This is a genomic window from Rhodococcus sp. WMMA185 (genome assembly GCF_001767395.1).
Lineage (GTDB): Bacteria > Actinomycetota > Actinomycetes > Mycobacteriales > Mycobacteriaceae > Rhodococcus_F.
In genome coordinates this window covers 2,612,706-2,635,109 of the sequence record NZ_CP017014.1, presented here as the reverse complement: position 1 = coordinate 2,635,109, position 22,404 = coordinate 2,612,706, and the positions used below count along the sequence as shown (strand labels likewise).

Below are 22,404 nucleotides of genomic sequence, written 5' to 3'. Positions count from 1 at the left end.
CCGATGGGAGTTCGGCTCGCGGCGCTCCCGAGTCAATTCTCCAACACCTTGCCGTCGACGACAATCCGTACCCGATCGGGGTAGAACGACAGGTGATCATCGATGCCCGATGCCTCGGCGGTCGTGAAGGGGTAGTACCACGCAGCGTCCTTCACGGGGTTCGAGTCGCCTCGCCCCGTGAAGGACAGGTGCGACGCGTTTCCCTTGTACGGGCAGGAAGTTCTGGTGTCGGACTCGGTGAACAACTCGGATCGGACGTCTATTCGCGGGATGTAGTACCGCACGGGCAACGAGGTCTCGAACAGCAACCGAGGACGGACCGTGTCGGCCACGAGAGTGTCCCCGACATAGACCTCCACGTGTCGCGAGGACGGTAGGACGTCGATGCGGACGTACGGGTCGCGGGCATGGACGAACACCTGCTGATCTTCCTCGAACCAGGCGTCCATCTTGTGCCAGTAGAACGCGACATAGGGGCTGAGGTCGAGCGAGTCCGCGAGAGGTTCGTCGTATCCCCAAGCCGAACGGTGCGCACGACGGTCGCCGACCACGACGTCCCAGTACCGTGCCTTCCCTTTCCATGGGCAGGTGGTGGTGGCCTCGACGGGTTCGAGGAAGTCGAAGTTCACGTCATCGCGAGGGATGTAGTAGACGGGTATTTGTCCCTTCTCGAACAGGTACACCGCACGGGTCGTGTCGGCGACTGCATGACCTCCGAAGAACACTCTGATGCGCTTGTGACTGGGTTCGATCGAGATGTGCCCGTTCTTCGCGGACAGTTGGGTCTCGGCTGCATGGGTAAGTGCTGTGGACATCGACTGCTCCAAAGATTGTCGGTCGCGGTGCGATGGTGTGCCTCCATGATCGCATCTTCTTCCTGGTGCTTGACCTGTTCGGCGGATGTTGACAGCCTCCACGAGCGGTTCGACGATGGAGGCATGGACGCGCCCGCCCGCAAGCCCGAAGCAGATGTCGACGGATGCGGAAGGGCTACTGGGTGGCCGAGGTGACAAGGCCGGGCGCGGCGACGGGGCTCAGTTCCGAACTGGCCGAGCGGGGCATCGATCTCGACACCGGATCACGGCGGCGTGCGGAGTACTCCTTCGATGCATCCAACTATCGTGTGCCGCCGCGGGCTGTGGCGTTTCCACGCACACCCGGTGAAGTGGTCGAGATCATCCGCGCCTGCAGTGATCGGGGTATTCCCGTCACCGGCCGTGGTGGCGGTACGTCTCTCGCCGGCAATGCCATCGGCAGGGGAGTAGTGCTCGACTTCTCCCGCCACATGAACCGGGTGCGCTCCGTCGACGTGTCCACTCGCACAGCCGTCGTCGAACCGGGCATCGTACTCACAGACCTGCAGAAGAGCGTGCAGTCTGCGACGGGCGGTGCTTTCACGTTTGCGCCCGACCCGTCGAGCAAGTCCCGTGCGACCGTAGGCGGCGCTATCGGCAACGACGCCTGCGGCAACCACTCCGTGCGCTACGGCCGTACCTCAGATCACGTCGTTGCCCTCGATCTCGTGACGGCACGTGGGCACCGTCTGACCGCGACCCGGGGCAGTCTGCGCAGCACCGATCCGGGCGATAGCGCCGCGGCTGCGGAGGCCGAGCGGATCGTCGCCGCACTCGAGGAACTGACCAGGGAACATCTCGCGGACTTCCGCCTCGAACTGGGCCGTATTCCCCGGCAGGTGTCGGGGTACAACCTCGGTAGTCTCTTGCCCGAGAACGGTTTCGATGTGGCACGGGCTCTGGTGGGAAGTGAGGGAACGTGCGCGGTGGTGGTGGCCGCCACCGTTGCGCTCGTACCGGTTCCGCCCGCGGCGATGCTTCTGTGCCTCGGATACCGTGATCTGGTTGATGCTGCGCGGGACAATACGACGATCCTCGAGTACTCGCCTGCCGCGATCGAGGGGATCGATTCGGCGATCGTCGACACGATGAGGCACCGGCGCGGCGTCGACTCGGTGATGGGGCTACCGGACGGCCAAGCCTGGTTGTACGTGGAACTCGATGGGGAGGATCCTGCCGAGGTTGAACGTCGTGGGGCCGAACTGGTGTCGAAACTGCGTGGGGCGGGCAGGATCGTCGACTCGCGCGTGATCGGGGACCCGGCCGAGCGTGCGTCGTTGTGGCGAGTGCGCGAGGACGGTGCGGGGCTGTCTGCGCGACTGGTCGACGGCGGCGAATCCTGGACGGGCTGGGAGGATTCCGCGGTCGCACCCGACAAGTTGGCCGGCTACCTCGTGGAAATCAAGGCGCTGCTGGCCGAATTCGATCTTACCGGTGTGATGTACGGCCACTTCGGAGCCGGGTGCATGCATATTCGCATCGACTTCGATCAGCGCACCGATCAGGGCCGCGACGTCATGTCGCGATTCATTCATCGGGCCGCCGAACTGTGTGTGCGGTTCGGGGGATCGATGTCCGGCGAGCACGGTGACGGTCGTGCGCGGTCGTCGCTGTTGCCGATCATGTACAGCCCCGCGATGATGGCGGCGTTCGCCCGGTTCAAGCGGATCTGGGATCCGGGGGGTGTCCTGAACCCCGGCAGCATCGTCGATCCGGAACCGTTGCTCGGCGGTCTCGCGCTCGAGGGTGTCGATTCGCGGGCCTGGCAGACCAGTTTCGATCTCACCCTGCCCGGTGACGTCCCGGTGGCTCCGTTCGTGCATGCCGTGCAGGGTTGTATCGGGGTGGGCCGGTGTCGAGCGTCGACGGGCGGGGTGATGTGCCCCAGTTTCCGGGCAACCGGCGACGAGAAGGATTCCACCCGTGGCCGGGCCCGGGCACTGCAGGAAATGGTCCGCAACTCACCGACCGTTGCCGACGGGTGGCGGTCGGACGACGTGCGGGAATCGCTGGACCTGTGTCTGTCCTGCAAAGCCTGCTCCACCGACTGCCCCGTCGGAGTGGACATGGCCACCTACAAGTCCGAGTTTCTCGACCATCACTACCGTGGCCGGTTGCGGCCGATGTCGCACTACTCCCTCGGTTGGTTGCCGGTGTGGTTGCGGGTCGCCCAGCGGTGCGCCCCGGTGGTCAATCGCCTGGTGTCCGGACGCCCGGCGAAGGTCGGGGCCAAGTTGGCGGGCCTGACCCCGCGCAGGTCGATGCCGGAGTTCGCATCACGGAAGCAGATCCGGCAGGCCCTCGGGGATTCTTCGGCGAACGGTAGCTCGGACGTGGTGCTGCTCGCGGACACGTTCACGAGGGGGTTCCGGCCGAGGGTGATCGGCGCGGCGACGCGGGTTCTCGCCGAGGCGGGTCTGCGTTCTCAGTGCCGCAGCGACGTTTGTTGCGGGCTCACCTGGATCTCGACGGGCCAGCTGAAGCAAGCCGCGAGGACCCTCGCCAAGGCAGTCGAACGCCTCGACGACGGCAGCGCTCGGCCGATCGTCGTACTCGAGCCGAGTTGCGCTGCCGCATTTCGGAAGGATCTGCCCGAACTCGTCCACACCGAAGCCGCCCGTCGCGTCGCCGCACGCGTGCAGAGCTTCGCGGGGGTGGTCCTGGAACGAGCGGAGGCAGGCTGGTCGCCACGCGTACGAGTGCCGGAGGATGTCACCGTGCAAACCCACTGCCACGAGTACGCGGTGTTCGGTGCGACCACTCAACGGAGGGCTCTGCAGGCGATCGGAGTGAACCGCGTGCGGGAGGCAACCGGATGCTGCGGTGTCGCAGGTAATTTCGGATTCGAGTCCGACCACTTCGATCTCAGCATGCGTATCGCGGAACAGGCGCTGGTCCCGGCGTTGCGCGAGAGCCCGAAGGAGGCCGTCGTGCTGACGGATGGGTTCAGTTGCCACATGCAGGTGCGGCAGCTCGAACTCTCCGAGCCGTCGGTGCACCTCGCCGAGATGCTCGACCCTGCCCAGATACTCGATCCCTGACCATCGGCGGACGCCGGAGGGCGGAACGGAGGCCAGCATGCTGCGGAGAATGATGACCAGCGGTGAACGGCACAAGTTCCTGGCCGCGTTGCACGTGGGTGTGATCGCCGTCGTCCGTGACGGACGGGCGCCGCTCGCCGTGCCCGTCTGGTACGGCTACGCACCGGGCGGCGACGTGTATGTCTGGACCAGGCGTGGGTCGATGAAGGACCGACTGATCCGGATCGCCGGTCGCTACAGCCTCGTCGTTCAGGACGAGCAGCCGCCGTATCGGTATGTCAGCGTCGAGGGCCCTGCGGAGTTCGACGAGACACCCTCCATCAGCGACTTTCGGCGCCTCGTCCGCCGCTATCTGCCCGTGGACAAGGTCGATCAGTTCGTGGAGCGAGAGTTCGACGGTCGCGGGATCATCATCCGGATGAGGCCGGAGCATTGGCACGCAGTGAACTACTCAGAATCTCCGGGTACCTTCGAGTGAAGTACTTGTTTCGACTTCACGGGGAGTGAGGCATGGCACGCATTCGTACGTCGGCTGAAGCGGAATTCAACGCCGCCAATCAGATGCAGCGGCTCGGATATCGTGACGCGACAGTGCTTCTCGCTGGGGCGGACGAGGGCATCGACGTACACTCGTCTCGGGCCTCCGCTCAGGTGAAATGGCGTGGGGGTTGTGCCGGCCGGTCGAACCTCCAGAGTCTGTATCGAGCCCGCGGAACCAGCCGCTCCAGAAAGTTGCTGTACTTCTCGGGTTCGGGATACACCGACGAAGCCGTCGAGTACGCCGACGAGGTCGGTATCGCCCTGTTTCGCTGCGAGCCAGACGGCCAGACTCCTCCGATCGGTGCTCATGCACCCAAATTGGTTGCTGCGGTGAGCAATTCGACTTCCACTTCGGCCCCGCCTTCACCTCCACTCCTGCCGTCGAAGCCGGAGTCGCCGGTTCGTGCCCTCGCCCGTGGTATCGGGGCTGCGCTCGCACGCCGTCTTGTTGCGCACTGGCGCCTGCTCGGTGCCGTCGTCTGCACGCTTGTCTTAATGATCGCCCCCTTTGGCGAGGGGTTCGTCGCGTTGCGGGTCCTGTCGACAATCCTTGCGGTCGTCGGTGCGCCGGTATTCTGGCTTCTCTTCGTCGTGCACCGACGAGACGCAGGCGCGTAGCGCCGACGGTCATCGACGCTCCGGCACGATGTCACACCCGTTGTGGGGCATCTGCACCGTTGCGCGCGCTGGGAATGGGCAGGGCTGTGGATCTGCCCCAACCGGAGTCGTCGGTGAGTTGCTCGAGCAGGGGCTGAATCCGATACGACAGTGGGCTGGTGAGCGCGATTGTCGTGGTCGAATGGGAGATTCCGGGTAAGTTCGCGATCTTCTCGAGTAGCTTCTGCAGTTCCGCGTGCGTGGACGTGGCCACTCGCACCAGTAGATCCTCGCGGCCGGTGGTCGCGTGGATCTCGATGACCTCGGGCAGGTCGACGAGGCGGTTGCTGACGGCGGTCAGCTTGCCCTGTTCGAGTTCGAGTCCGACGAACGCCTGGATGGGGATGCCGACCTTGGCGAGGTCCAGATTCGGGCGGAAGCCGGTGAGCAAGCCGTTGCTCTCCATTCGTTTCATCCGTGACTGGACCGTGTTGCGTGCGACGCCTAGCGAATTCGCGAGTTCGGCGACGCTCATCCGGGAGTCGTTGCCGAGCAGTCCGAGTAGCTGTACGTCGAGCTTGTCGATGCTGAGCACTTTGGGCACCTCCGGGAAGTGACGGCCGTCACGTACTGCGCGATCTGATCAGTTGTTCAGGATCGCGTTGACAAATTTTGAACAAGATACATGATCAAGCTCACTATTTGATTACTCGCGACGGATCGGGGATCGCAATGACACAGTTGGACGAGGCTCGCCCCAGCGCAGCATCCTCAGATCTCGCCGACCGCTACCGGGTCGATTCGGGTCCGGTGCTGATGACCGGTGTCCAAGCAATAGCCCGCCAACTGGTCGAACAGCATGAGCGCGACCGGCGGGCGGGACTACGCGTCGGGACCTTCGTCTCCGGCTACCAGGGCAGCCCCCTCGGCGGCCTCGACCGCACCATCGCGGCCATCCCGGCCCTGCGCACCGACCACGAAGTGAAGTTCGTGCCCGGTATGAACGAGGAACTGGCCGCGACCTCCGTCTGGGGCAGCCAGGTCGACCTTCCGGCCGGCGAGCGCACCCACGACGGCGTTGTCGGCGTCTGGTACGGGAAGGGCCCCGGCTTCGACCGCGCCAGCGACTCCCTCCGGCATGCCGCCATGTACGGCGCCAACCCACGCGGCGGTGTTCTCGTCTTCGTCGGTGACGATCCCAATGCCAAGTCCTCCACGATTCCTTGTGCCAGCGAGCGGTCCATGGCCGCAATGGGCATGCCGGTCTTCTTCCCGCGCAACGCCGAGGAGGTCATCACCTACGGCCTTTACGGTGTTGCGCTGTCACGGATCTCGGGGTGCTGGGTGGGGATGAAGATTGTCGCCGACGTGGCCGACGGACTCTGGACGCTCAGCCGCAACTTCGCCGATCTCCACATCGCCGAGCCTGAGATCGAGTGGAACGGCAAACCCTGGTCGTACCGGCAGCGCGTGCTCGCGTCCCCGCCCGACAGCATCTATGCGGAGGCCGACCTGTACGGTCCGCGCTGGAAGATGGTGGAGGCGTTCGGCGCCGCCAACGACGTCGATCGACTCGAACTGAACCCGCCCACGGCCTGGCTGGGCATCGCCGCCGTCGGCACTGCCTACGACTCGCTTCGGCAGGCCCTGCTCGACCTCGGTCTCGGCGACTCGGAACTCGAGGACGCAGGCATCCGCATCCTCCGGGTCGGCATGCCCTATCCGCTCGGGGCGGGCAAGGTCGACGAGCTTGCCGCGGGTGTCGAGCAGGTCCTTGTCGTCGAGGAGAAGATGCCGTTCGTCGAATCGCAACTCAAGGACATCCTCTACGGTCGTGCGAACGCTCCCGCCGTGTCGGGAAAGAAGGATCTCGAGGGCAAGACCCTGATTCCTGTCGATGGCGAACTGACCGCCGCCCGACTGACCGGACCGTTGCGCCGCGTACTCCGGGGCAAGGTTGCGCTGACTCCTCCGCCGCCGCCACGTCTCGAGCTGACCGTCCTCGGGGCGTCGCGTACTCCCTACTTCTGCTCCGGTTGCCCGCACAACCGGTCTACTGCGGTGCCCGAGGGATCGATCGCCGGCGGCGGAATCGGCTGCCACACGCTGGTCACGATGTCGGGCAGAACCGACAGCGCCGTCACGATGCTCACTCAAATGGGCGGCGAGGGGGCACAGTGGATCGGGCAGGCTCCGTTCACCGACGTCAAGCATCTCTTCCAAAATGTCGGCGACGGAACGTACTTCCACTCCGGCCAGCTCGCCGTCCAGGCTTGTGTTGCGGCGGGGGTCAATATCACCTACAAGGTGCTCTACAACTCTGCGGTCGCGATGACCGGTGCTCAAGATGCGGAGGCCGGGCTGACCGTCCCCCAACTGACCCACAAGCTCGCATCCGAGGGTGTCAAGAAGATCATCGTCTGCGCCGAGGAACCGGAGCGGCACAAGGGAGCCCACTTCGCCGAGGGCACGGTGCTGTGGGACCGCAGCCGCCTCGACGAGGCCCAGCGCGTCCTCCGCGACATCGAGGGCGTCACCGTGCTGATCTTCGATCAACAGTGCGCCGCCGAGGCCCGCCGCAAGCGCAAGCGCGGAAAGCTACCCGTTCGACGGACCCGAGTACTCATCAACGAGGCCGTCTGCGAAGGCTGTGGTGATTGCGGGGTGAAGTCGAACTGCCTGTCGGTGCAGCCTGTCGACACCGAGTTCGGACGCAAGACCAAGATCGATCAGACCACGTGCAACACCGACTACTCCTGCCTAGACGGCGACTGCCCGTCGTTCGTGACGGTCGAGTTGCCGGAGGAAGGCGCGCCGCAGACGCGGAGGGAGGTGCCCACTCCGCCGGAGGTCGGTGACCCGGTGTTGCCGGTGTGGACCGGAACGCACAACCTGTTCATGGCCGGTGTCGGCGGAACCGGCATCGTCACCGTCAACCAGGTAATGGGTATGGCGGCACTGCGAGCCGGACTGCATGTCGAGGGACTCGACCAAACCGGTCTGAGTCAGAAGGCCGGACCGGTCACGTCACACCTTCGGCTCAGTGACAAGGGGGCACGATCGGTCAGTGCTGCGCCGTCCAACAGGATCAGCCCGGCCACCGCCGATTGTGTCCTCGCGTTCGACCTGCTGACCGCGGCCGACGCCAAGTACGCCGGGTTCGGAAGTTCCGACCGGACGATTACCGTCGCGTCAACGAGTCGGACACCTACCGGTGACATGGTGTATGACCCATCCGTTCACCACCCCGACGAGACAAGCCTGCTCGAGCGTCTCGATGTGTCGGCCCGCGAGCTGACTGTGATCGACGGATTCGCTGCCGCTACTGCACTGTTCGGCAGCACCGCGGCCGCGAACTTCTTGTTGGTCGGTGCGGCATACCAGGCCGGTGGGATTCCCGTTCCCGCCCGGTTCATCGAGGAAGCCCTCGAGATCAACGGGGTGGCGGTGGAATCCAACAAGGCGGCCTTCAGGTGGGGTCGTGTCGCTGTCGGCGACCGCGCGGCGTTCCTCGCGGCCACCGGATCGACTGCCGCGCCGCAGCGCAGCGACACCGTTGTCCCGACCCATCTGTTCGCCCGGTCAACCCTAGGCGGCGCCACTGCCGAACTGGCGCGGCGCCGTGCCGCCAACCTGGTCGCGTTCGGGGGCGACCGTGTCGCGGCCCGCTACCTCGCACTCGTGCAGCAAGCCTGGGATGCTGAGCGCAGTGTCGGCGCCCGCACCGAATTCAGCGAGGCCGTCGCGCAGGGCCTGCACAAGCTCACCGCCTACAAGGACGAATACGAGGTCGCCCGGATGCTGACCGACCCCGCCTTCCTCGAGGCGGCCACCGCACAGGTGCCGGGTGCGGGCAAGCTCACCTACAAACTGCACCCTCCGGTGCTGAAGGCCCTGGGGCGCAACAGCAAGATCGGATTCGGTCCCCGCTCCCATGTCGTACTCCGGGCCCTCGCCAAGGCGAAATTCCTGCGCGGCACAGCATTCGATCCGTTCGGCTACGCCAAAGTTCGTCGGCTCGAGCGGCAGTTGCTCGCACACTACGAGAGCACGGTGGTGGGGCTGATCGATAACCTCTCCGCCGGCACCTACGAGACCGCCACGCTGATCGCGGCGACACCCGAACTGGTGCGGGGATTCGAGGACGTGAAGTTGCGCAACGTGTCCGTCTACCTTCGGCGTCTCACCGAACTCGGCGTGGACGTCTCCACCATCGCATACATCGCAGATCCCGAAAGGTCCTGAAAACAGATGACTCTCACCCTGGAACGGCGCGCCACCACAGCACATCGGAACGTCGGGGTGTTCGGACGCGCCGATTTCCCGGCCGGCTCCGCGCACGAGCAGGTGACCTTCTTCCAGGACCGGGCTACCGGCCTCGAAGCGATCGTCGCTATTCACGACACGACGCTCGGACCGGCCCTCGGCGGCACCCGCTTCTACCCATACGCCGACGAGGCCGCCGCACTGAAAGACGTACTACGGCTGTCGCGCGGTATGACCTACAAATCGGCGATCGCCGGAGTCGACCTCGGCGGTGGAAAGGCCGTCATCATCGGCGACCCGGCCACCGGAAAATCGGAGGCGCTGCTCGAGTCGTACGCGCGTTTCGTGCAGACCCTCGGAGGCCGGTACATCACCGCCGGTGACGTGGGCACCAACTCCGACGACCTCGACATCATGGGCCGCGCGACCGACTACGTCGTCGGACGCAACACTGCGGCAGGCGGTTCCGGTGACAGTGCGCCGATGACTGCTCTCGGTGTGTTCCAGGGCATGAAGGCTGCCGCCCAGGCCAAGTGGGGAAGCCCGAGCCTGGCCGGACGGTCGGTCGGTGTCGAGGGCACAGGCAAGGTCGGCTACCAGCTGATCAAGCTTCTGCTCGCAGACGGCGCGTCGGTGATCGCGACCGACGTCAACTCCGACGCCCTCGACCGGGTGGCCCGTGACTTCCCTGAGGTCACGATCGCGCCGAGCGTCATCGACCGTGTGCTCGACGTTTACGCCCCCTGCGCGCTGGGTGCCACTCTCACCGGCGAATCTGTTTCAGTGATCGCCGCCGACGTGATCTGCGGAGCAGCCAACAACCAGCTCGCGGACACCGCGGTCGAACGCGCTATCGGGGACAGGGGGATCGTGTGGGTTCCGGACTATGTCGCCAACGGTGGCGGGCTCATTCAGGTCGCCGGCGAGAGGCTCGGAACGTCCGCCGAAGAGGTTCGTGCACAGGTGGAGAAGATCTTCGCCACTGTCGTGCGGATCCTCGATGTCGCACAGCGTGAGGGCGTCCTCGCCGGGGCCGCAGCAGACGTCCTCGCCGAGGCCCGCCTCGCCGCCGCGAGGTAGACGAACCGAACTGCCGGTAGGCGTAGGCCTTCGGTCACGAGCACCGAGTTCGTCCCAGGACACCGGGTTCTGAGATCCCGTCCGGTGTGTCGCGAATCTCCCCTCTGCTGGCATGGCATGACCTACACGGGGACACTGAGGGCATGGCCCAGCGGGATACGTCCGGCACGGTCAGAGATGTGGAGCGGTGGCCGTTGGGTGTGTCGCTGTCTTACTCTCTGCTGGTCGTCGCTGCGCTCGGGTGGTGGTGGACAGTCGTCGGTGCGGGGCACATGGAATCCTCCGCCATGGCGACGATGTCGTTCGCAGCTTTCCTCGTCGCGTGGATAGCCATGATGGCGGCGATGATGTTGCCGGCGATCCTGCCAGTGGTTCGGCTGTATGCGCTGGCTGCCGCTCGTGGCGCCGCAGCACCGGTGGCAGTGTTCGTTGGCGGCTACCTGGTGGTGTGGAGTGCGGTAGGGGTACCGGCATACCTCCTCTGGCGGCGCCTGAGCGGGCCTTTGGCGCAGGCAAGTCCGGGGGCGGCACGGTTCGCCGGTGCCGTGGCCATCGGGGCTGCGGTTTATCAGTTGACGCCGCTGAAGTCGTTGTGCTTGAAACGTTGTCGTTCGCCGCTGTCCTTCTTCCTCCACCATGGCCGGCACCTCGACCGGCCTGCCGGGGCAGCGCTGGCCGGCGGCCGGCACGGGGTCTATTGCCTTGGTTGCTGCTGGATGCTGATGGTCCTGCTCGTTGCCTTGGGCACCATGTCGTTGGGGTGGATGATTGCACTGGCAGTTCTGATTCTGCTCGAAAAGACGGCCCCGTTCGGAGAGGTGCTGACCAGGGTGGCTGCGGCTGGGCTGTTGATCCTCGGTGCTGCTTTGCTACTCCAGCCGGCTCTTATCGGGAACATTGTGTGAAAGAGAGGCTCGATCATGACGGCAACCGAACAACGCACCAGGTGGGTCCTGAAGGGTCACGCTTATGAGTTCTGCAACTGCGCGCCAGGTTGTACATGCTATTTCTCGGGGTTCCCAAGCTCAGCAGATGGCAGCTGCCAGAACTTGCTCTGCTTGGACATACGGCAGGGTTCGTGCGGAGCCGTCGACCTCACCGGGGTGAAGAGCGTCGTCGTTCTCGATTACCCGCGCGCTATCCATGAAGGGGGTGGCAAGACGGTGTTGATTGTCGACCCCGACGCCACCGAGGAGCAGGTCGATACCCTGCATCAGATCATCACCGGCGCACTCGGCGGTGACCCGTGGAGCTTTCTTGCCGGGACTTATGAGGTCATCGGCCGGGCAAGGGCACCGATCAGTTTCGAGGGCGTCGGCGTGAAGGCAACGATGACAGCCGAAGGATTTGGTCGAGCGACTGGCGATTCCTTGAAGGATCCGGTGACAGGGGAGGACCACCAGGTGCAGATCGTGTTGCCCGAAGGGCCCATATTGACGAAGGGAGAGTGTGGGGTCGGATCGTTCGAGGTCGAGGTCGAGGTCGAGGGACTCCACTACGGATACGCCGACACCAACTGCATCGCCTTCGAGTTCGAGTGGTCCAACTAGGAAGGATCGTCGAACCGGGTTCTGTCCTCCGGATTGCCGAACGTTCCCAACTGCTCGTGCCGCGGCTTGGGTTCGGGGGCGGAGGTTGTCGGTGGCAACACGACGGCACGCAGGGCGTCTCGCAGGACTTGCACGATTCGGTTCCAGTGCTCCGTAGTCGAGTCATCGGTGTCGCCGAGGTGAGCAATCCAGTCGGTGCAGATGTTGAGGAGCGAAAGGATCCGATCACGATCGTGACCGCAGACGTCGGCAACGGTAGCCGGATCGATGTCGACTATCGATCCAGGTTCCAAGTGAAACAGCGTGAGAAGTTCCTCGGGCAGCTCTGCAGGTGCACCGCGGGTGTCGGCGGCGGTTTCCTCGTCAGAGGAGTTGTCGCGATAGAAAGACAGCTTCCCGCCGAATCGCTTCGAGAACTCGTCGTCGACGCTTTCGAGGAAATCGGAGAACAGACTGCAGTTGTCAGTCAGATGCTGCGGAACGAACGGGTTGCCCGACACTTCCAGAAACGCCGACAATCGGTCGTCGACCAAGACGAACTTGATCCGTGACCAGGTCCGGTTGAGGTCGGCGGTGACCTCGGCGGCCCGTGTGCGGTCGCTGATGCTGTGTACCAGCGGCGCGAACAGTTGGACGTCGACGGAGTCGGCGATCGGCCCGACGAACAGGATGGTGTTGTGCATCCGGATCGGAATGTCTCCGTCAGGGTCGCGTTCGGGAAGAATGCCGAGTAGCGGTACGAGGGCGTGGGTGATCAGCTCCTGAAGATGTTCGACGTCACGCGGAACGAAGGCCGAGGCAAGGTCGACGTCCTCCGCGAGCGGCTCTCGTACCGCGACCGGATCGAACGAGGGAGCAGGATCGGTGACGGAGGTGTCGGTACGCAGAAACGATGGGTGCGCCACCCCCCAAACGTCACGGAACGCAGCGACCGCCATCGCCGCGAGTTGATCCGACCATGACAGCTTCTTGTCGACGTAGAACGCAGGAGAGCCATCGTCGAATTCTTCGATGGGGCCGGAAGTGGGTCGGTTCCAGCCGAGTTCCGTGAGGTAGGTCTGCTCGGCCTCGGATAGCCGGCGGGTGGGGTGGAGGTGGTGGTTCGCCGGCACCTCACAGCGCACGGTGTCACCGTCCCACACGAGAAACTGGACGCACGGCTTGAGTCCCTCCGACTCGTCGAGCTCTTCCAATCCCGATTCGAGCACCAGAAGGTCCTCGTTCTGCATTGTCGCCAGATAGTCCGCGAGGCGCCGCTGGAAGTCGGCCCAATCGCGGTTCACGCTCGAATCCAGGTCGAAGTTCTGCATGTCTGCCCCGTCCAGGTCGGCCACGACTCACCTTCTGTCGCTCTACACGGTAACGGCGATCACCGGCTGCGCGGCTCAGGCCGACGCGTGTTCGACGGGGTGTCCGGCCGCGATCGGTCCGGTCAAACGGTTGACCGCGTGCAGCAGATCCCACGACGTGCCCGGTTCCACTGCCACCGAGGTATCGCCCCACACGAGGTAGCGGCCGTCGCCCTCGATGTCACGCCACGCAAGACCGCCCACTGGAAGTGGACGCTGGCGTGTCCCGCGAATCACCCGGACAACGCCCTGGCTCGTCGACGGTCTGCGCAGGATCCGGGTGGCCAGCCGGGCGTGTCCTGTGGTGGGACTCTCGTGGCGAGCAAACACTATTCCTGATGCAGAGCCGCGGTCCGGGTCGGGGAGCTGAGCGATCAGTTGTCTGCCGAGGTCATACGGTTCGCAACTCCGGATCACCACTTCGGCATCCGGATGCTGCACAGCCGCGATCGCGTGCCCACCGGCGGCGGCCCCGATCATGCGGATGGGGGTCTGAACGCCTGCGCCCAGCGAACCCGAGATTTCGATGCGGAGGTCGGGTTCGGCGAGTACCAGCAGGGCTGCCTCCAGAAGATCGTGTTCGGGCCCGGAGAACTCTGCGCGTATGCGGCGCTGCTCGGCCTCGTACTCGTCAGCGGTACGAAGTGCACTGGTCACCCGGAACGGGTACGGAAGGCGGTCTTGGCCGGTCCGGGCCCAGAGTGCGACGAACTGCGGCCCGCTCAATCCCCAGTGACCCATAGCTATTCGCCGATCACCGCAGGCGAGACCGGCGCGAGTCTTCCCACGAGTTCGCTACCTTCGTCGATGCTCTCGAGGTACGTCGGGGGCTGTACTTCGGTGTCGTGCTCGTCCGCCGGGTTGTTCAGGGTGCTCGGCTCCGGCTCTGCAGCGGCAGATCGATGGGCTGCGAGGACTCGCTGCGCGTAGTGCGCTACACCGCCGCCGACGGCGCCGGCGAGTGCCGCGCTCGAAATCGAGCTCGGCGCGGGAGAGGCACCCGCATGCGGGCTCTCGTGTTGGAGCCGCTCGTGAGCGGCTTCGTGTTCGTTGGATGTGTTGGAGGGCTCCCTGTAGGCGGCCACCTGCTGATCACTGGGAATGCCGTGGATACCGTTCGGGCCGACATCGAGACCGATCGGCTGGGGGGCCGCGGCGACCTCGGTCGCGGCGGGATCGAGGCCGCGGTCGGCATCATTGGGGAATGAGGAGTGCAACACTGGTAGGTGCTCGGCCGCCCCTCGGTACGCCGATGTGTACAGAGTTTCCATGGCGGCTTTCGCATTCTGCTCTTCGGCGTGAGCATCGGCCTCGCCTGCCCACTTCCAGGGCAGCACCCGGGACCAGTCCGTGGCGTGGTCGATCGGTGGACCGACTGCACCGCGTACCGCCTCGGCGCCGGATATCGCGTGACGCAGAGCAGCCCCTACATCGGAGAACTGATCGCCGACTTGCCAGGCTCCGGTGGTGTACTCCTCGATCGCCGAGCCCACCGCTGCAGCGGTCGTTCCGCGCCACCCGCTGTCGATCGCGGAACGAATCTCGGTATGAAAGCTGACGATCGATTCCTGGAAACGGCGTCCGAGGTCGTCCCAGGTCGCCGCTACGGCGCCGGAGTCCGCTGGCGCCAAGGAGTCGACTGCGCTCTTGATCGCCTGATGGTCCCAATCGCTCGATTGGAAGTTCTCCCGCTCCATCGTCAACCCCCATACTCGAACGCTCGTGGTCCCGAACCGAATCCCCAAACCCGGCGGGGTCACACGTTAACAGCCCGGTCCGTTCGCGGATCGGCGTCGCAGGTAAGGCACCCCGGAGAGTGTGCGGCGCTGCTTGCCCTTACCAGTTGTCCCGCTCCACGGCTCGTGACGAGTTGTCTATCTCCCATGAGCTGCTGTCTTCGGAAGGCTTGCTATCGTGCCCTCTTTCTCAGCCTCAGCGACCAGGGCCCAAGGTGGGTCCGCCCGCCGATCGCCGGCACCTGCCATCGCTGCCACGGCGTTCGCGTTTCTCACCACGATGATGGGAACGACGCTTCCAACCCCGCTCTATTCGATCTACGCGCACGAGATGTCTCTCAGCGCGCTGACGGTGACGATCTTGTTCGCCGTGTACGCGCTCGGAGTCGTTGCTGCACTCGCACTCTTCGGTGGACTGTCCGATGTTGTAGGCCGCCGGCCCGTACTGATGGTCGCGGTCGCGCTGGCAGTGTTCAGCGCAGCACTGTTCCTGCTGACGCCGGTGCTACCGATCTTCATCGCAGCGCGCGTGATCTCCGGTCTGTCAGCGGGTCTGGTGATCGGCGCCGGTACAGCCGCGATAATCGACTTGTTCCCACCCGGGCGGAAGGCGATGGGCGGAATGCTGGCGGTTGGGGTCAACGCCGGCGGCCTCGGTCTGGGAACGTTGATCGCCGGTGTGCTCGCGGATGTGACCGCGAGTCCGCTGACGACTCCCTACTTGTTGAACCTGGTGCTCGCACTCCTCGCTCTCGTGGGGTTGTGGGTCTTGGTACCCGCCTCTCGAGCCTCTTTGTCGTGGCGGATCCGTCCGATTCGCTTGCAGGTTCCACCGCCGATTCGCCGCGCCTTCGTCCTGGGGGTCCTCGCGGCCGGAGCTGCGTTCTCGGTGTCCGGAGTGCTCACCGCCGTATCCGCTCTGTTCGTGGCGCAGTATCTGGGATGGACCAGCCACACGTTGCCCGGACTGGTGGTAGCCCTGGCGTTCCTGTTCATGGCCATCGGTCAGCTGGTAGCGCGCCGGATACCCACCCCGAGCGCGTTGCTGATCGGGTGTATCGGGCTGGCAATCTCAGCGGCTCTTCTCGCCCTGGCGCTCGTGGAAACGGCATTGGCGCCGATGCTTGCGTCTGCGATAGTGCTGGGTCTCGCCGGCGGGTTGTGCTTCAACGCAGCCATTGCGACAACCGTCGAGCGGGTCGAACCGGGTTTGCGTGGGAACGTCTCGTCGGCGCTGTTCGCCGGTATCTACGTGATGCTGGCGGTCCCCGCTATTGGGGTCGGCGTTCTCACTCAGTTCACCGACCTTCGCGCGGCGGGCCTCGTCTTCAGTGGGCTAGTCGAGTTACTCATCCTCGCAGTGGTGATTGCACAGTTGGTCGGACGCAGGTCTGCCTGAGCCGATTCAGCCGCTGGGCCGAGTGGTCACCGGCGGAATCGTGATCACCGGCCTCGTCGTCGTGATCGTGGGGGTGCTGGTTGCGGCGGTGGTAGCGGGGAGAACTGTGCTGGTCGGAGGTCTCGAGGTCCGCGTTGGCGACACGGTGGTGGAAGGGACGGGGTTCCTGGTGCGAGGAATTGCCCTCTCGGTGGTGAGGTCGGCCATCCGCCAGGTGGGGGTCGGTGGAATGACCACCTCGGAGGTAGCGGTTTCCGTGGCGTAGGGGGTGGCGGATTGCAGGCCTTCCGAGGTGATCGGAGGTGGCAGGACCGGGGGTCCTGGATTGCCGAATGCACCCCCCGCGATGCCGACCGTCAGCCCGAAAACCGTCGAAATGGTGGCAACCGCGAGCGCCCCGATCAATACAGTTCTGTCGTTCATATGAAACCCGTCGTCGCCCTCCAAGTGCTCCAACCTTAAGGGTCGCGGGTTCGGATGTCGTACAGGTCTTCCGGATGAGTTGGAATCGGGGGCTGCTGACGGCCGCCGAGCGAGGATTCTCTCGACCCCTTTCGGCCGGAGCCGAACTTCGCTACCGCCCGCTCTCGCGGGACAGACGTCGCAGGATCTCGTCGCGGTGCGTTAACGGGGAAAAATGACCGCCGGGAATGTAATGCGCCTCGCAGTTCGGCAGTCGGACGGCCAATCGTCGCGCCAACTCGACTGGCACCTTCGGGTCGTCGATCCCGTGCCAAAGCATCACCGGCCCCGAAACCTCTTCCGGGGCGAATTCCCAAGGGCTCAGATACTGGCGAAGGTCGCCAGCTGTTGCAGCTCCACCCTGCCGGGAACTCTCCCGTACGTCCGAAACGAATGCTGCGCGGCTGGTTTCGTTGTCGAGGAGCGACCGGAAGACCTGGCGATCGGATTCGGAAAGTGCGCGCTCCATCCTTGCGATCAGCGCATCGGCATCGCCTTCTGCGGCCCTGGCCAACATGGAGGAGGAGAGTGCGCACAACCTCCGCAGAATCCAAGGGGCACCTCGCGCCAGCTTCCAGTAGAGGGCGTCAGCCCTGCTGGCCGGGGTCCACCGTTCGCGTGCATTTACTGGTGGCATGCCACTCAGGATCGTCGTGCTCGAGACCAGGTCCGGGCGTCGTGCACTCAGCGCGAGCGCCGGTCCTGCGCCCATCGACACGCCGACAACGGATACTCGGCGAAGGCCGAGATGCTCTGCCAGCGCGGAGGCGTCCGCGGCCCAGTGTACGAATCCAGCTCGCGGGTATTGAGGTGTCGACAGCCCGTAGTTGGGCCGGTCGACGGCGATCATCCTTACGGAGTGGCGTTCGAGCAGCTCGTTGGACATGGTCCAGCTCGCCATCCACCTGGAGGAGCCATAGCCATGCACGAAGAAGCAGGGCACACCGGTGGGGTCACCGAACTCGGCAAATCCGATCCGTCGGCCCTCTTCCAGTGCCAGGCTCATCGAAGAATTACTCATGCGGAAGTCTGCTCCTCCCCGGTCGGCCAGGCCTGGACCGTCTCGATCGCCCATTCGGCCCAGGAGATCATTGCCTCCAGACGCCGGATTCCTGCTTCCAGACCGAGCAGCGCTGCTCGGTCCGCAGGCCTGCCGAGATCGAGATTCTTCGTGAGCACACGCATTCCGCGTAGCCGCATTCGGTGATACTCGAGCTCGTTGGACAAGAATGCGTTGGCCTCCTCCGGTTCGACGAGCCACAACGCGAAGGAACGTAGGACTGTTTCGTTCCTCAATGAGTGATCCGGGGGCGTCGCCGTCAACCATTGGCGAAGCTCGGTCTGCCCGTCCTCGGTGATCTCATAGGGCCGACGGCCGCGTGGCCCTTCTTCTTGCTTGCGAATCAATCCCTCGGCGGCAAGGCGTTTCAACTCGGGATACACCTGAGTGGGCTTGGCATGCCACACGAACTTCAACACGCCGTCGAATTCCTGGCCGATGTCGTACCCGCTCCGGGGTTCGCCTGCAATCAGAGTGAGCAGGGCCATTCGTAGGGACATCATTTATATATAACACTAAAAAATTGTAGTGTCACGCCAGGCGATGCTCTATTGGCGAATCCAAGGAATCGCCGGTCCTACGCCTCCGGCTTGGTGGGCACGGAGTTCATGCGCCCGAATGTGATCCGCCAGGAGGTCGGATTGGTGTCCGCGATCAACGTATCCCAGCCGCCTATGTCGTCGTATGCGAATCCGTACGCCTTACCGTCGGTGGCGAACTGGTGCAGCGCAGCCGCATAGTGATTGCTGACGAGTTCGCGGTAGAACTGGGAGGAATCTGGAACAGGTTCAAGCGAATTGCTGAGCAATGTGGACCGGTTGAAGGCCGCACACAGTGTTGCCCCGACTGGGCCGGTTATCCCGTCATTCGGAGACTCCAAGGCGCCGTGGCAGAAGAATACGTCGCGGGTGGTTGGTTTGCTGAATGGTGCAACGTCCTGGTCGAAGACGAACTCCCCGTCTTCGGCCCCGTCCTCGACGTGGCCGGTGTAGGTGTTCCCGCTCACCTCGTCGACGACCGTCAAGTTGGTCGAGGAGTATTTGGTCCACACATCGTCGATGTAATCCTTGTAGTAGCTGGAGGAGAACAAATTGGAGTCGATCCCGTGGCTGGGCGCAATGACCCTGAAGTCGCCGCGGACGAGTTGGTCGAATCCGGGCGTGTTGGCGACCGAGGAAAATATCCTCTCGCGACCATCGGGGACCAGTGTGCCCGTGATCTGGGATCTGGTTCCCTCGAGCTGGATTGCCAAGGGAAGGCAGAAGTCGTCGACACAGGTGGTATTGCAGAACATTCCGGTGTCGTCGAGGGTGAATTCCACTTGGTCGTACAGCATGAAGTAATCGGGCTGACCCACCACCCAACCGGCCGGATAGTGCATGCTCCGGTCGCCGTTCGGGGTGACTGCCACTCGGAAATTCAGTTCGTCTTCCTCGTCAATTTTGGCTAGGACGTAGACGCGGCCCGACATCTGTGGCAATTCGATTGTCGTGATTCCGTTGCCGGCCATCGGAATCTCCACGTCGAGGGGGTCGCCTTCCTGGCCGTCGGGGGGGACCGGTACGAACTGGCCGTCGGCGTTGACGAAACCTTCCTGGCCGGACCGGTGCCCGGTTACATAAATAGATACGGCCTCGTTGTCGAACACGCCGGAGTCGTTGACCACGGTCGCGGTGAGGGTGGTGGCCGCTGAGGCACGAGCGGTCAGGCCCGGAACGAGTGACGACACGACCGGCGCTCCGAGTGCTGTCGTGCCAAGTGTCGCCTTGAGAAAGCTCCGTCTGTTCAGCATCGTGTACTCCGCTCGGGATCCCCCGCAGACGATGGCAAATATACGCCCTGGAACCGAGTGGATATACCTGCTTAGCAACTAATCCGGCGCTCTGAGATCGCTACTTTCTAGCGTGAGAGCGTGCCCGGTGAGCCGGCGTCGGCATTTCGGGTACGGTCGGTGGCCGCACGGATGAACTCGCCGATCTCGCGTACGGCGCGGATGCCTTCGGGGAGCAGTCCCGCAGCGGCCTGGAAGACGTGCACCTGCCGTTCCCATACCTGTAGTTCGCACGGAACGCCGGCCAGGGAGAGCCGTTCGGACATCAGTTCGGCGTCGACGTAGACCATTTCCTGCGAGCCGGTCTGGATCAGGGCCGGCGGCATCGGAGCAAGGATGCCGTCCACCGGCGAGGGTGAGGGGCCGTGCCCGCCTTTCGCATCAACCCGCTCGATGAGCGTAGACAGTGCCCCGACGGCGCGCCTGGGAAAGACCGCACATCGATCGGCGTTGGGGTGGGCCAGTTTGTGGGCGGGGTCGAGATCGGTCAGCGGAGACAACGCGACATCTGCGGCGGGGCACGGCAGCCCGCGCCGCAGCGCTTCGAGTGTCACCATGAACGTGAGGAATCCGCCTGCAGAGTCGCCTGCGATGACGATGCGATCGGCGGTGTACCCGTGTGCGAGCAGCCAGCGGTATCCGTCGATGCCGTCCTCGACCGCCGCGCGGATGGAATGCTGCGGGATCATGCGATATGCGACGTTCAACGTCAGGGCCTGAGCCTCCGCCGCGATCCGGGACACCATCCGCCGATGGGAGTTGATCCCACCGCACAGGAACGCGCCGCCGTGGAGGTAGAGGATCGCCCGGTCGGCCAGGTCTCCCGCAGGCCGGATCAACTCGGCCCGGCAGTGGGGCAGCTGGACCGGCCTGCGTTGCGTGCCGCGGACTGGGCCGAGAGAGTACCCGAACAGGTCGACGACTCCAGTCGGCCATGGCAACTCGGGGTAGCGTGCCCACCTGTCGAGGAACGGCCGGACCGTGCGACGAAGGGTGTGCGCAAGGGCCACCGACTGTGGGGTCGTCCCTGCGAATTCCCTGCGGGTTACTGGAACCGGTGCTGGGCAGAAGTCGTGAGTTGCAGTGCTCATTTTCCCGCCCTCCTTCCGACCTCGCCGCCCCATGACCTCCAGGGCGCGGCAGATTGTCTCTCAGCGTCTTAGGTATATATCGCAGTTGAGGCGCACAAACGTTACGCCCGATGTAGCATCCCGACGCAAGGATTGGTGGGCTGTCAAGAAGGTGGGGTGAACGTCCAGGTGGGACTGATGCCGGTTACCGATTCGATTTTCCTTCTCGGCGAATCGCGAGAGCATTCCATGCACGTCGGATCGCTCCAGTTGTTCACTCCGCCCGAGGACGCCGGCCCCAACTATGTCAAGACGATGTACGACACGATGCTGTCGTACACCGACGTCGACCCGATGTTCCGAAAGATGCCGGCGAATCCGGTTGGGAGTCTCGGGAACTTCTGGTGGGCGGACGAATCCGATGTGGACCTCGAGTACCACGTGCGGCATTCTGCACTCCCGTCCCCGTACCGGGTTCGGGAGTTGCTGACCCTCGCGTCGCGACTGCACGGCACACTGCTCGACCGGCACCGCCCGTTGTGGGAGATGCATCTCATCGAGGGACTCGAGGACGGCCGGTTCGCTATCTTCACCAAGTTCCATCACTCGCTGATGGACGGCGTGTCCGGATTGCGGTTGTTGATTCGAACGCTCTCGACCGATCCGAGTGTGCGTAATGCTCCGCCGCCGTGGAACCTACCCGCTTCGTCGCATGGCCGTGCCGTTCCCGCATCCCCGTCGGTGTGGGACGAGATCCGCCACACGGTTGGTGACGTGGCCGGCCTCGCTCCTGCCGCGGTGCGCATCGCCCGCACGGCGATGCGTCGGCACGATATGAGGTTTCCCTACGAGGCGCCGCGGACCATCCTCAACGTCCCGATCGGCGGAGCACGCCGGTTCGCGGCACAATCTTGGCCACTCGCACGTATCGACGCGGTACGGAAGGCTGCCGGCGCCAGCATCAATGATGTGGTGATGGCCATGTGCGCGGGCGCGCTCCGGGGCTACCTCGACGAGCAGAATGCTCTGCCGGATGCACCTCTGATCGGGATGGTTCCGGTGTCTTTGCACGAGGAGCACGATTCCGATGCCGGCGGCAATGCAATCGGTGCGACGTTGTGCAACTTGGCGACCGACGTCGACGATCCGGCCGAACGTCTTGCGGCGATCTGCGCATCGATGGCCCAGGGAAAGGAACTGTTCGGCAGCCTTACTCCGCTGCAGGCGATGGCCTGGTCGGCGGTCAATGTATCGGCGATAGCCCTGTCTCCGGTGCCAGGTTTCGTCCAGTTCACCCCACCACCGTTCAACGTGATCATCTCCAACGTCCCGGGGCCGAGAAAGACGATGTACTGGAACGGTTCCAGGCTGGACGGCATCTATCCGGCCTCGGTGGTACTCGATGGGCAGGCGCTGAACATCACACTCACCAGCAACGGCGACAACCTCCACTTCGGTATCGTCGGGTGCCGCAGTTCGGTGCCGAGGCTGCAGCGAATCCTGCATCATCTCGAGGAAGCGTTGGCCGAACTCGAGAAGGCTCTACTCGTACCCGTCGGGGCCTAGAGC

Annotated in this window: 19 protein-coding genes; 9 read left to right on the top strand and 10 right to left on the bottom strand. The window is 64.4% G+C overall.

The genetic code is table 11. The features are described 5' to 3' along the window. Window positions 1-32 precede the first annotated feature (32 nt). On the bottom strand, window positions 33-815 hold the full coding sequence (locus BFN03_RS11785; protein WP_070379152.1) for a DUF427 domain-containing protein: 783 nt from the start codon (window positions 813-815) through the stop codon (window positions 33-35). Between the two features lie 182 nt (window positions 816-997). Here BFN03_RS11785 and BFN03_RS11780 point away from each other — a divergent pair, with 182 nt between their 5' ends. From BFN03_RS11780 to BFN03_RS11770, 3 genes are read left to right on the top strand one after another with little or no spacing between them, the layout of a single operon-like run. Continuing rightward, a complete protein-coding gene (locus BFN03_RS11780; RefSeq protein WP_070380859.1) occupies window positions 998-3,895 on the top strand; it encodes an FAD-binding and (Fe-S)-binding domain-containing protein in 2,898 nt (965 codons plus the stop codon). Window positions 3,896-3,932: 37 nt separating this feature from the next. Then, window positions 3,933-4,373, top strand: coding sequence for a pyridoxamine 5'-phosphate oxidase family protein (locus BFN03_RS11775; protein ID WP_070379151.1), 441 nt, complete (start codon window positions 3,933-3,935; stop codon window positions 4,371-4,373). A 32-nt stretch (window positions 4,374-4,405) separates the two neighbouring features. Then, window positions 4,406-5,053 (top strand): restriction endonuclease, encoded by a 648-nt coding sequence (locus tag BFN03_RS11770; RefSeq protein WP_070379150.1) that lies wholly within the window; start codon window positions 4,406-4,408, stop codon window positions 5,051-5,053. A gap of 31 nt (window positions 5,054-5,084) precedes the next feature. On the opposite strand, the gene BFN03_RS11765 is transcribed toward BFN03_RS11770, so the two are convergent. Continuing rightward, a complete protein-coding gene (locus tag BFN03_RS11765; RefSeq protein ID WP_070380858.1) occupies window positions 5,085-5,627 on the bottom strand; it encodes an Lrp/AsnC family transcriptional regulator in 543 nt (180 codons plus the stop codon). Window positions 5,628-5,764: 137 nt separating this feature from the next. On the opposite strand from BFN03_RS11765, the gene BFN03_RS11760 reads away from it, so the two are divergent. From BFN03_RS11760 to BFN03_RS11745, 4 genes are all read left to right on the top strand, one after another. Beyond that, window positions 5,765-9,277, top strand: coding sequence for an indolepyruvate ferredoxin oxidoreductase family protein (locus BFN03_RS11760; RefSeq protein WP_070379149.1), 3,513 nt, complete (start codon window positions 5,765-5,767; stop codon window positions 9,275-9,277). Between the two features lie 6 nt (window positions 9,278-9,283). Beyond that, entirely contained in the window at window positions 9,284-10,378 is a 1,095-nt protein-coding gene (locus BFN03_RS11755; protein WP_070379148.1) for a Glu/Leu/Phe/Val family dehydrogenase, read from the top strand. Between the two features lie 143 nt (window positions 10,379-10,521). Then, window positions 10,522-11,283: a DUF2182 domain-containing protein gene (locus tag BFN03_RS11750; RefSeq protein ID WP_070380857.1), complete on the top strand. Its 762-nt coding sequence runs from the start codon at window positions 10,522-10,524 to the stop codon at window positions 11,281-11,283. A gap of 15 nt (window positions 11,284-11,298) precedes the next feature. Then, window positions 11,299-11,928, top strand: a complete 630-nt coding sequence (locus BFN03_RS11745) for a DUF1326 domain-containing protein (protein ID WP_084385600.1) — start codon at window positions 11,299-11,301, stop codon at window positions 11,926-11,928. Here the strand turns inward: BFN03_RS11745 and BFN03_RS11740 are convergent. From BFN03_RS11740 to BFN03_RS11730, 3 genes are read right to left on the bottom strand one after another with little or no spacing between them, the layout of a single operon-like run. After that, window positions 11,925-13,262 (bottom strand): T3SS (YopN, CesT) and YbjN peptide-binding chaperone 1, encoded by a 1,338-nt coding sequence (locus BFN03_RS11740; RefSeq protein WP_070379146.1) that lies wholly within the window; start codon window positions 13,260-13,262, stop codon window positions 11,925-11,927. The two genes, BFN03_RS11745 and BFN03_RS11740, sit on opposite strands and share 4 nt — an antisense overlap. Before the next feature lie 51 nt (window positions 13,263-13,313). Then, complete coding sequence (locus BFN03_RS11735; RefSeq protein ID WP_070379145.1) at window positions 13,314-14,018, bottom strand: ESX secretion-associated protein EspG; 705 nt, start codon at window positions 14,016-14,018, stop codon at window positions 13,314-13,316. A gap of 2 nt (window positions 14,019-14,020) precedes the next feature. Then, the gene (locus tag BFN03_RS11730) at window positions 14,021-14,974 is read right to left on the bottom strand and encodes a PPE domain-containing protein (RefSeq protein WP_070379144.1); all 954 of its coding nucleotides are present in this window, start codon (window positions 14,972-14,974) and stop codon (window positions 14,021-14,023) included. A 217-nt stretch (window positions 14,975-15,191) separates the two neighbouring features. On the opposite strand from BFN03_RS11730, the gene BFN03_RS11725 reads away from it, so the two are divergent. Continuing rightward, window positions 15,192-16,412: an MFS transporter gene (locus BFN03_RS11725; RefSeq protein WP_070379143.1), complete on the top strand. Its 1,221-nt coding sequence runs from the start codon at window positions 15,192-15,194 to the stop codon at window positions 16,410-16,412. A 6-nt stretch (window positions 16,413-16,418) separates the two neighbouring features. Here the strand turns inward: BFN03_RS11725 and BFN03_RS20205 are convergent, their stop codons facing one another. From BFN03_RS20205 to BFN03_RS11700, 5 genes are all read right to left on the bottom strand, one after another. Further along, the gene (locus BFN03_RS20205) at window positions 16,419-16,835 is read right to left on the bottom strand and encodes a hypothetical protein (protein WP_084385771.1); all 417 of its coding nucleotides are present in this window, start codon (window positions 16,833-16,835) and stop codon (window positions 16,419-16,421) included. 151 nt (window positions 16,836-16,986) lie between these two features. Then, complete coding sequence (locus tag BFN03_RS11715) at window positions 16,987-17,895, bottom strand: alpha/beta fold hydrolase (RefSeq protein ID WP_070379141.1); 909 nt, start codon at window positions 17,893-17,895, stop codon at window positions 16,987-16,989. Then, window positions 17,892-18,437 (bottom strand): PadR family transcriptional regulator, encoded by a 546-nt coding sequence (locus tag BFN03_RS11710; protein WP_084385598.1) that lies wholly within the window; start codon window positions 18,435-18,437, stop codon window positions 17,892-17,894. The genes BFN03_RS11715 and BFN03_RS11710 overlap by 4 nt, the downstream gene beginning before the upstream one ends. A gap of 74 nt (window positions 18,438-18,511) precedes the next feature. Then, the gene (locus BFN03_RS11705) at window positions 18,512-19,726 is read right to left on the bottom strand and encodes a beta-1,3-glucanase family protein (RefSeq protein WP_070379140.1); all 1,215 of its coding nucleotides are present in this window, start codon (window positions 19,724-19,726) and stop codon (window positions 18,512-18,514) included. Between the two features lie 107 nt (window positions 19,727-19,833). Continuing rightward, a complete protein-coding gene (locus BFN03_RS11700) occupies window positions 19,834-20,856 on the bottom strand; it encodes an alpha/beta hydrolase (RefSeq protein ID WP_070379139.1) in 1,023 nt (340 codons plus the stop codon). Between the two features lie 177 nt (window positions 20,857-21,033). On the opposite strand from BFN03_RS11700, the gene BFN03_RS11695 reads away from it, so the two are divergent. After that, window positions 21,034-22,401 carry a WS/DGAT/MGAT family O-acyltransferase gene (locus BFN03_RS11695; protein WP_070380855.1) on the top strand — a complete coding sequence of 456 codons (1,368 nt, stop codon included), beginning with the start codon at window positions 21,034-21,036 and terminating at the stop codon, window positions 22,399-22,401. Window positions 22,402-22,404 lie beyond the last annotated feature (3 nt).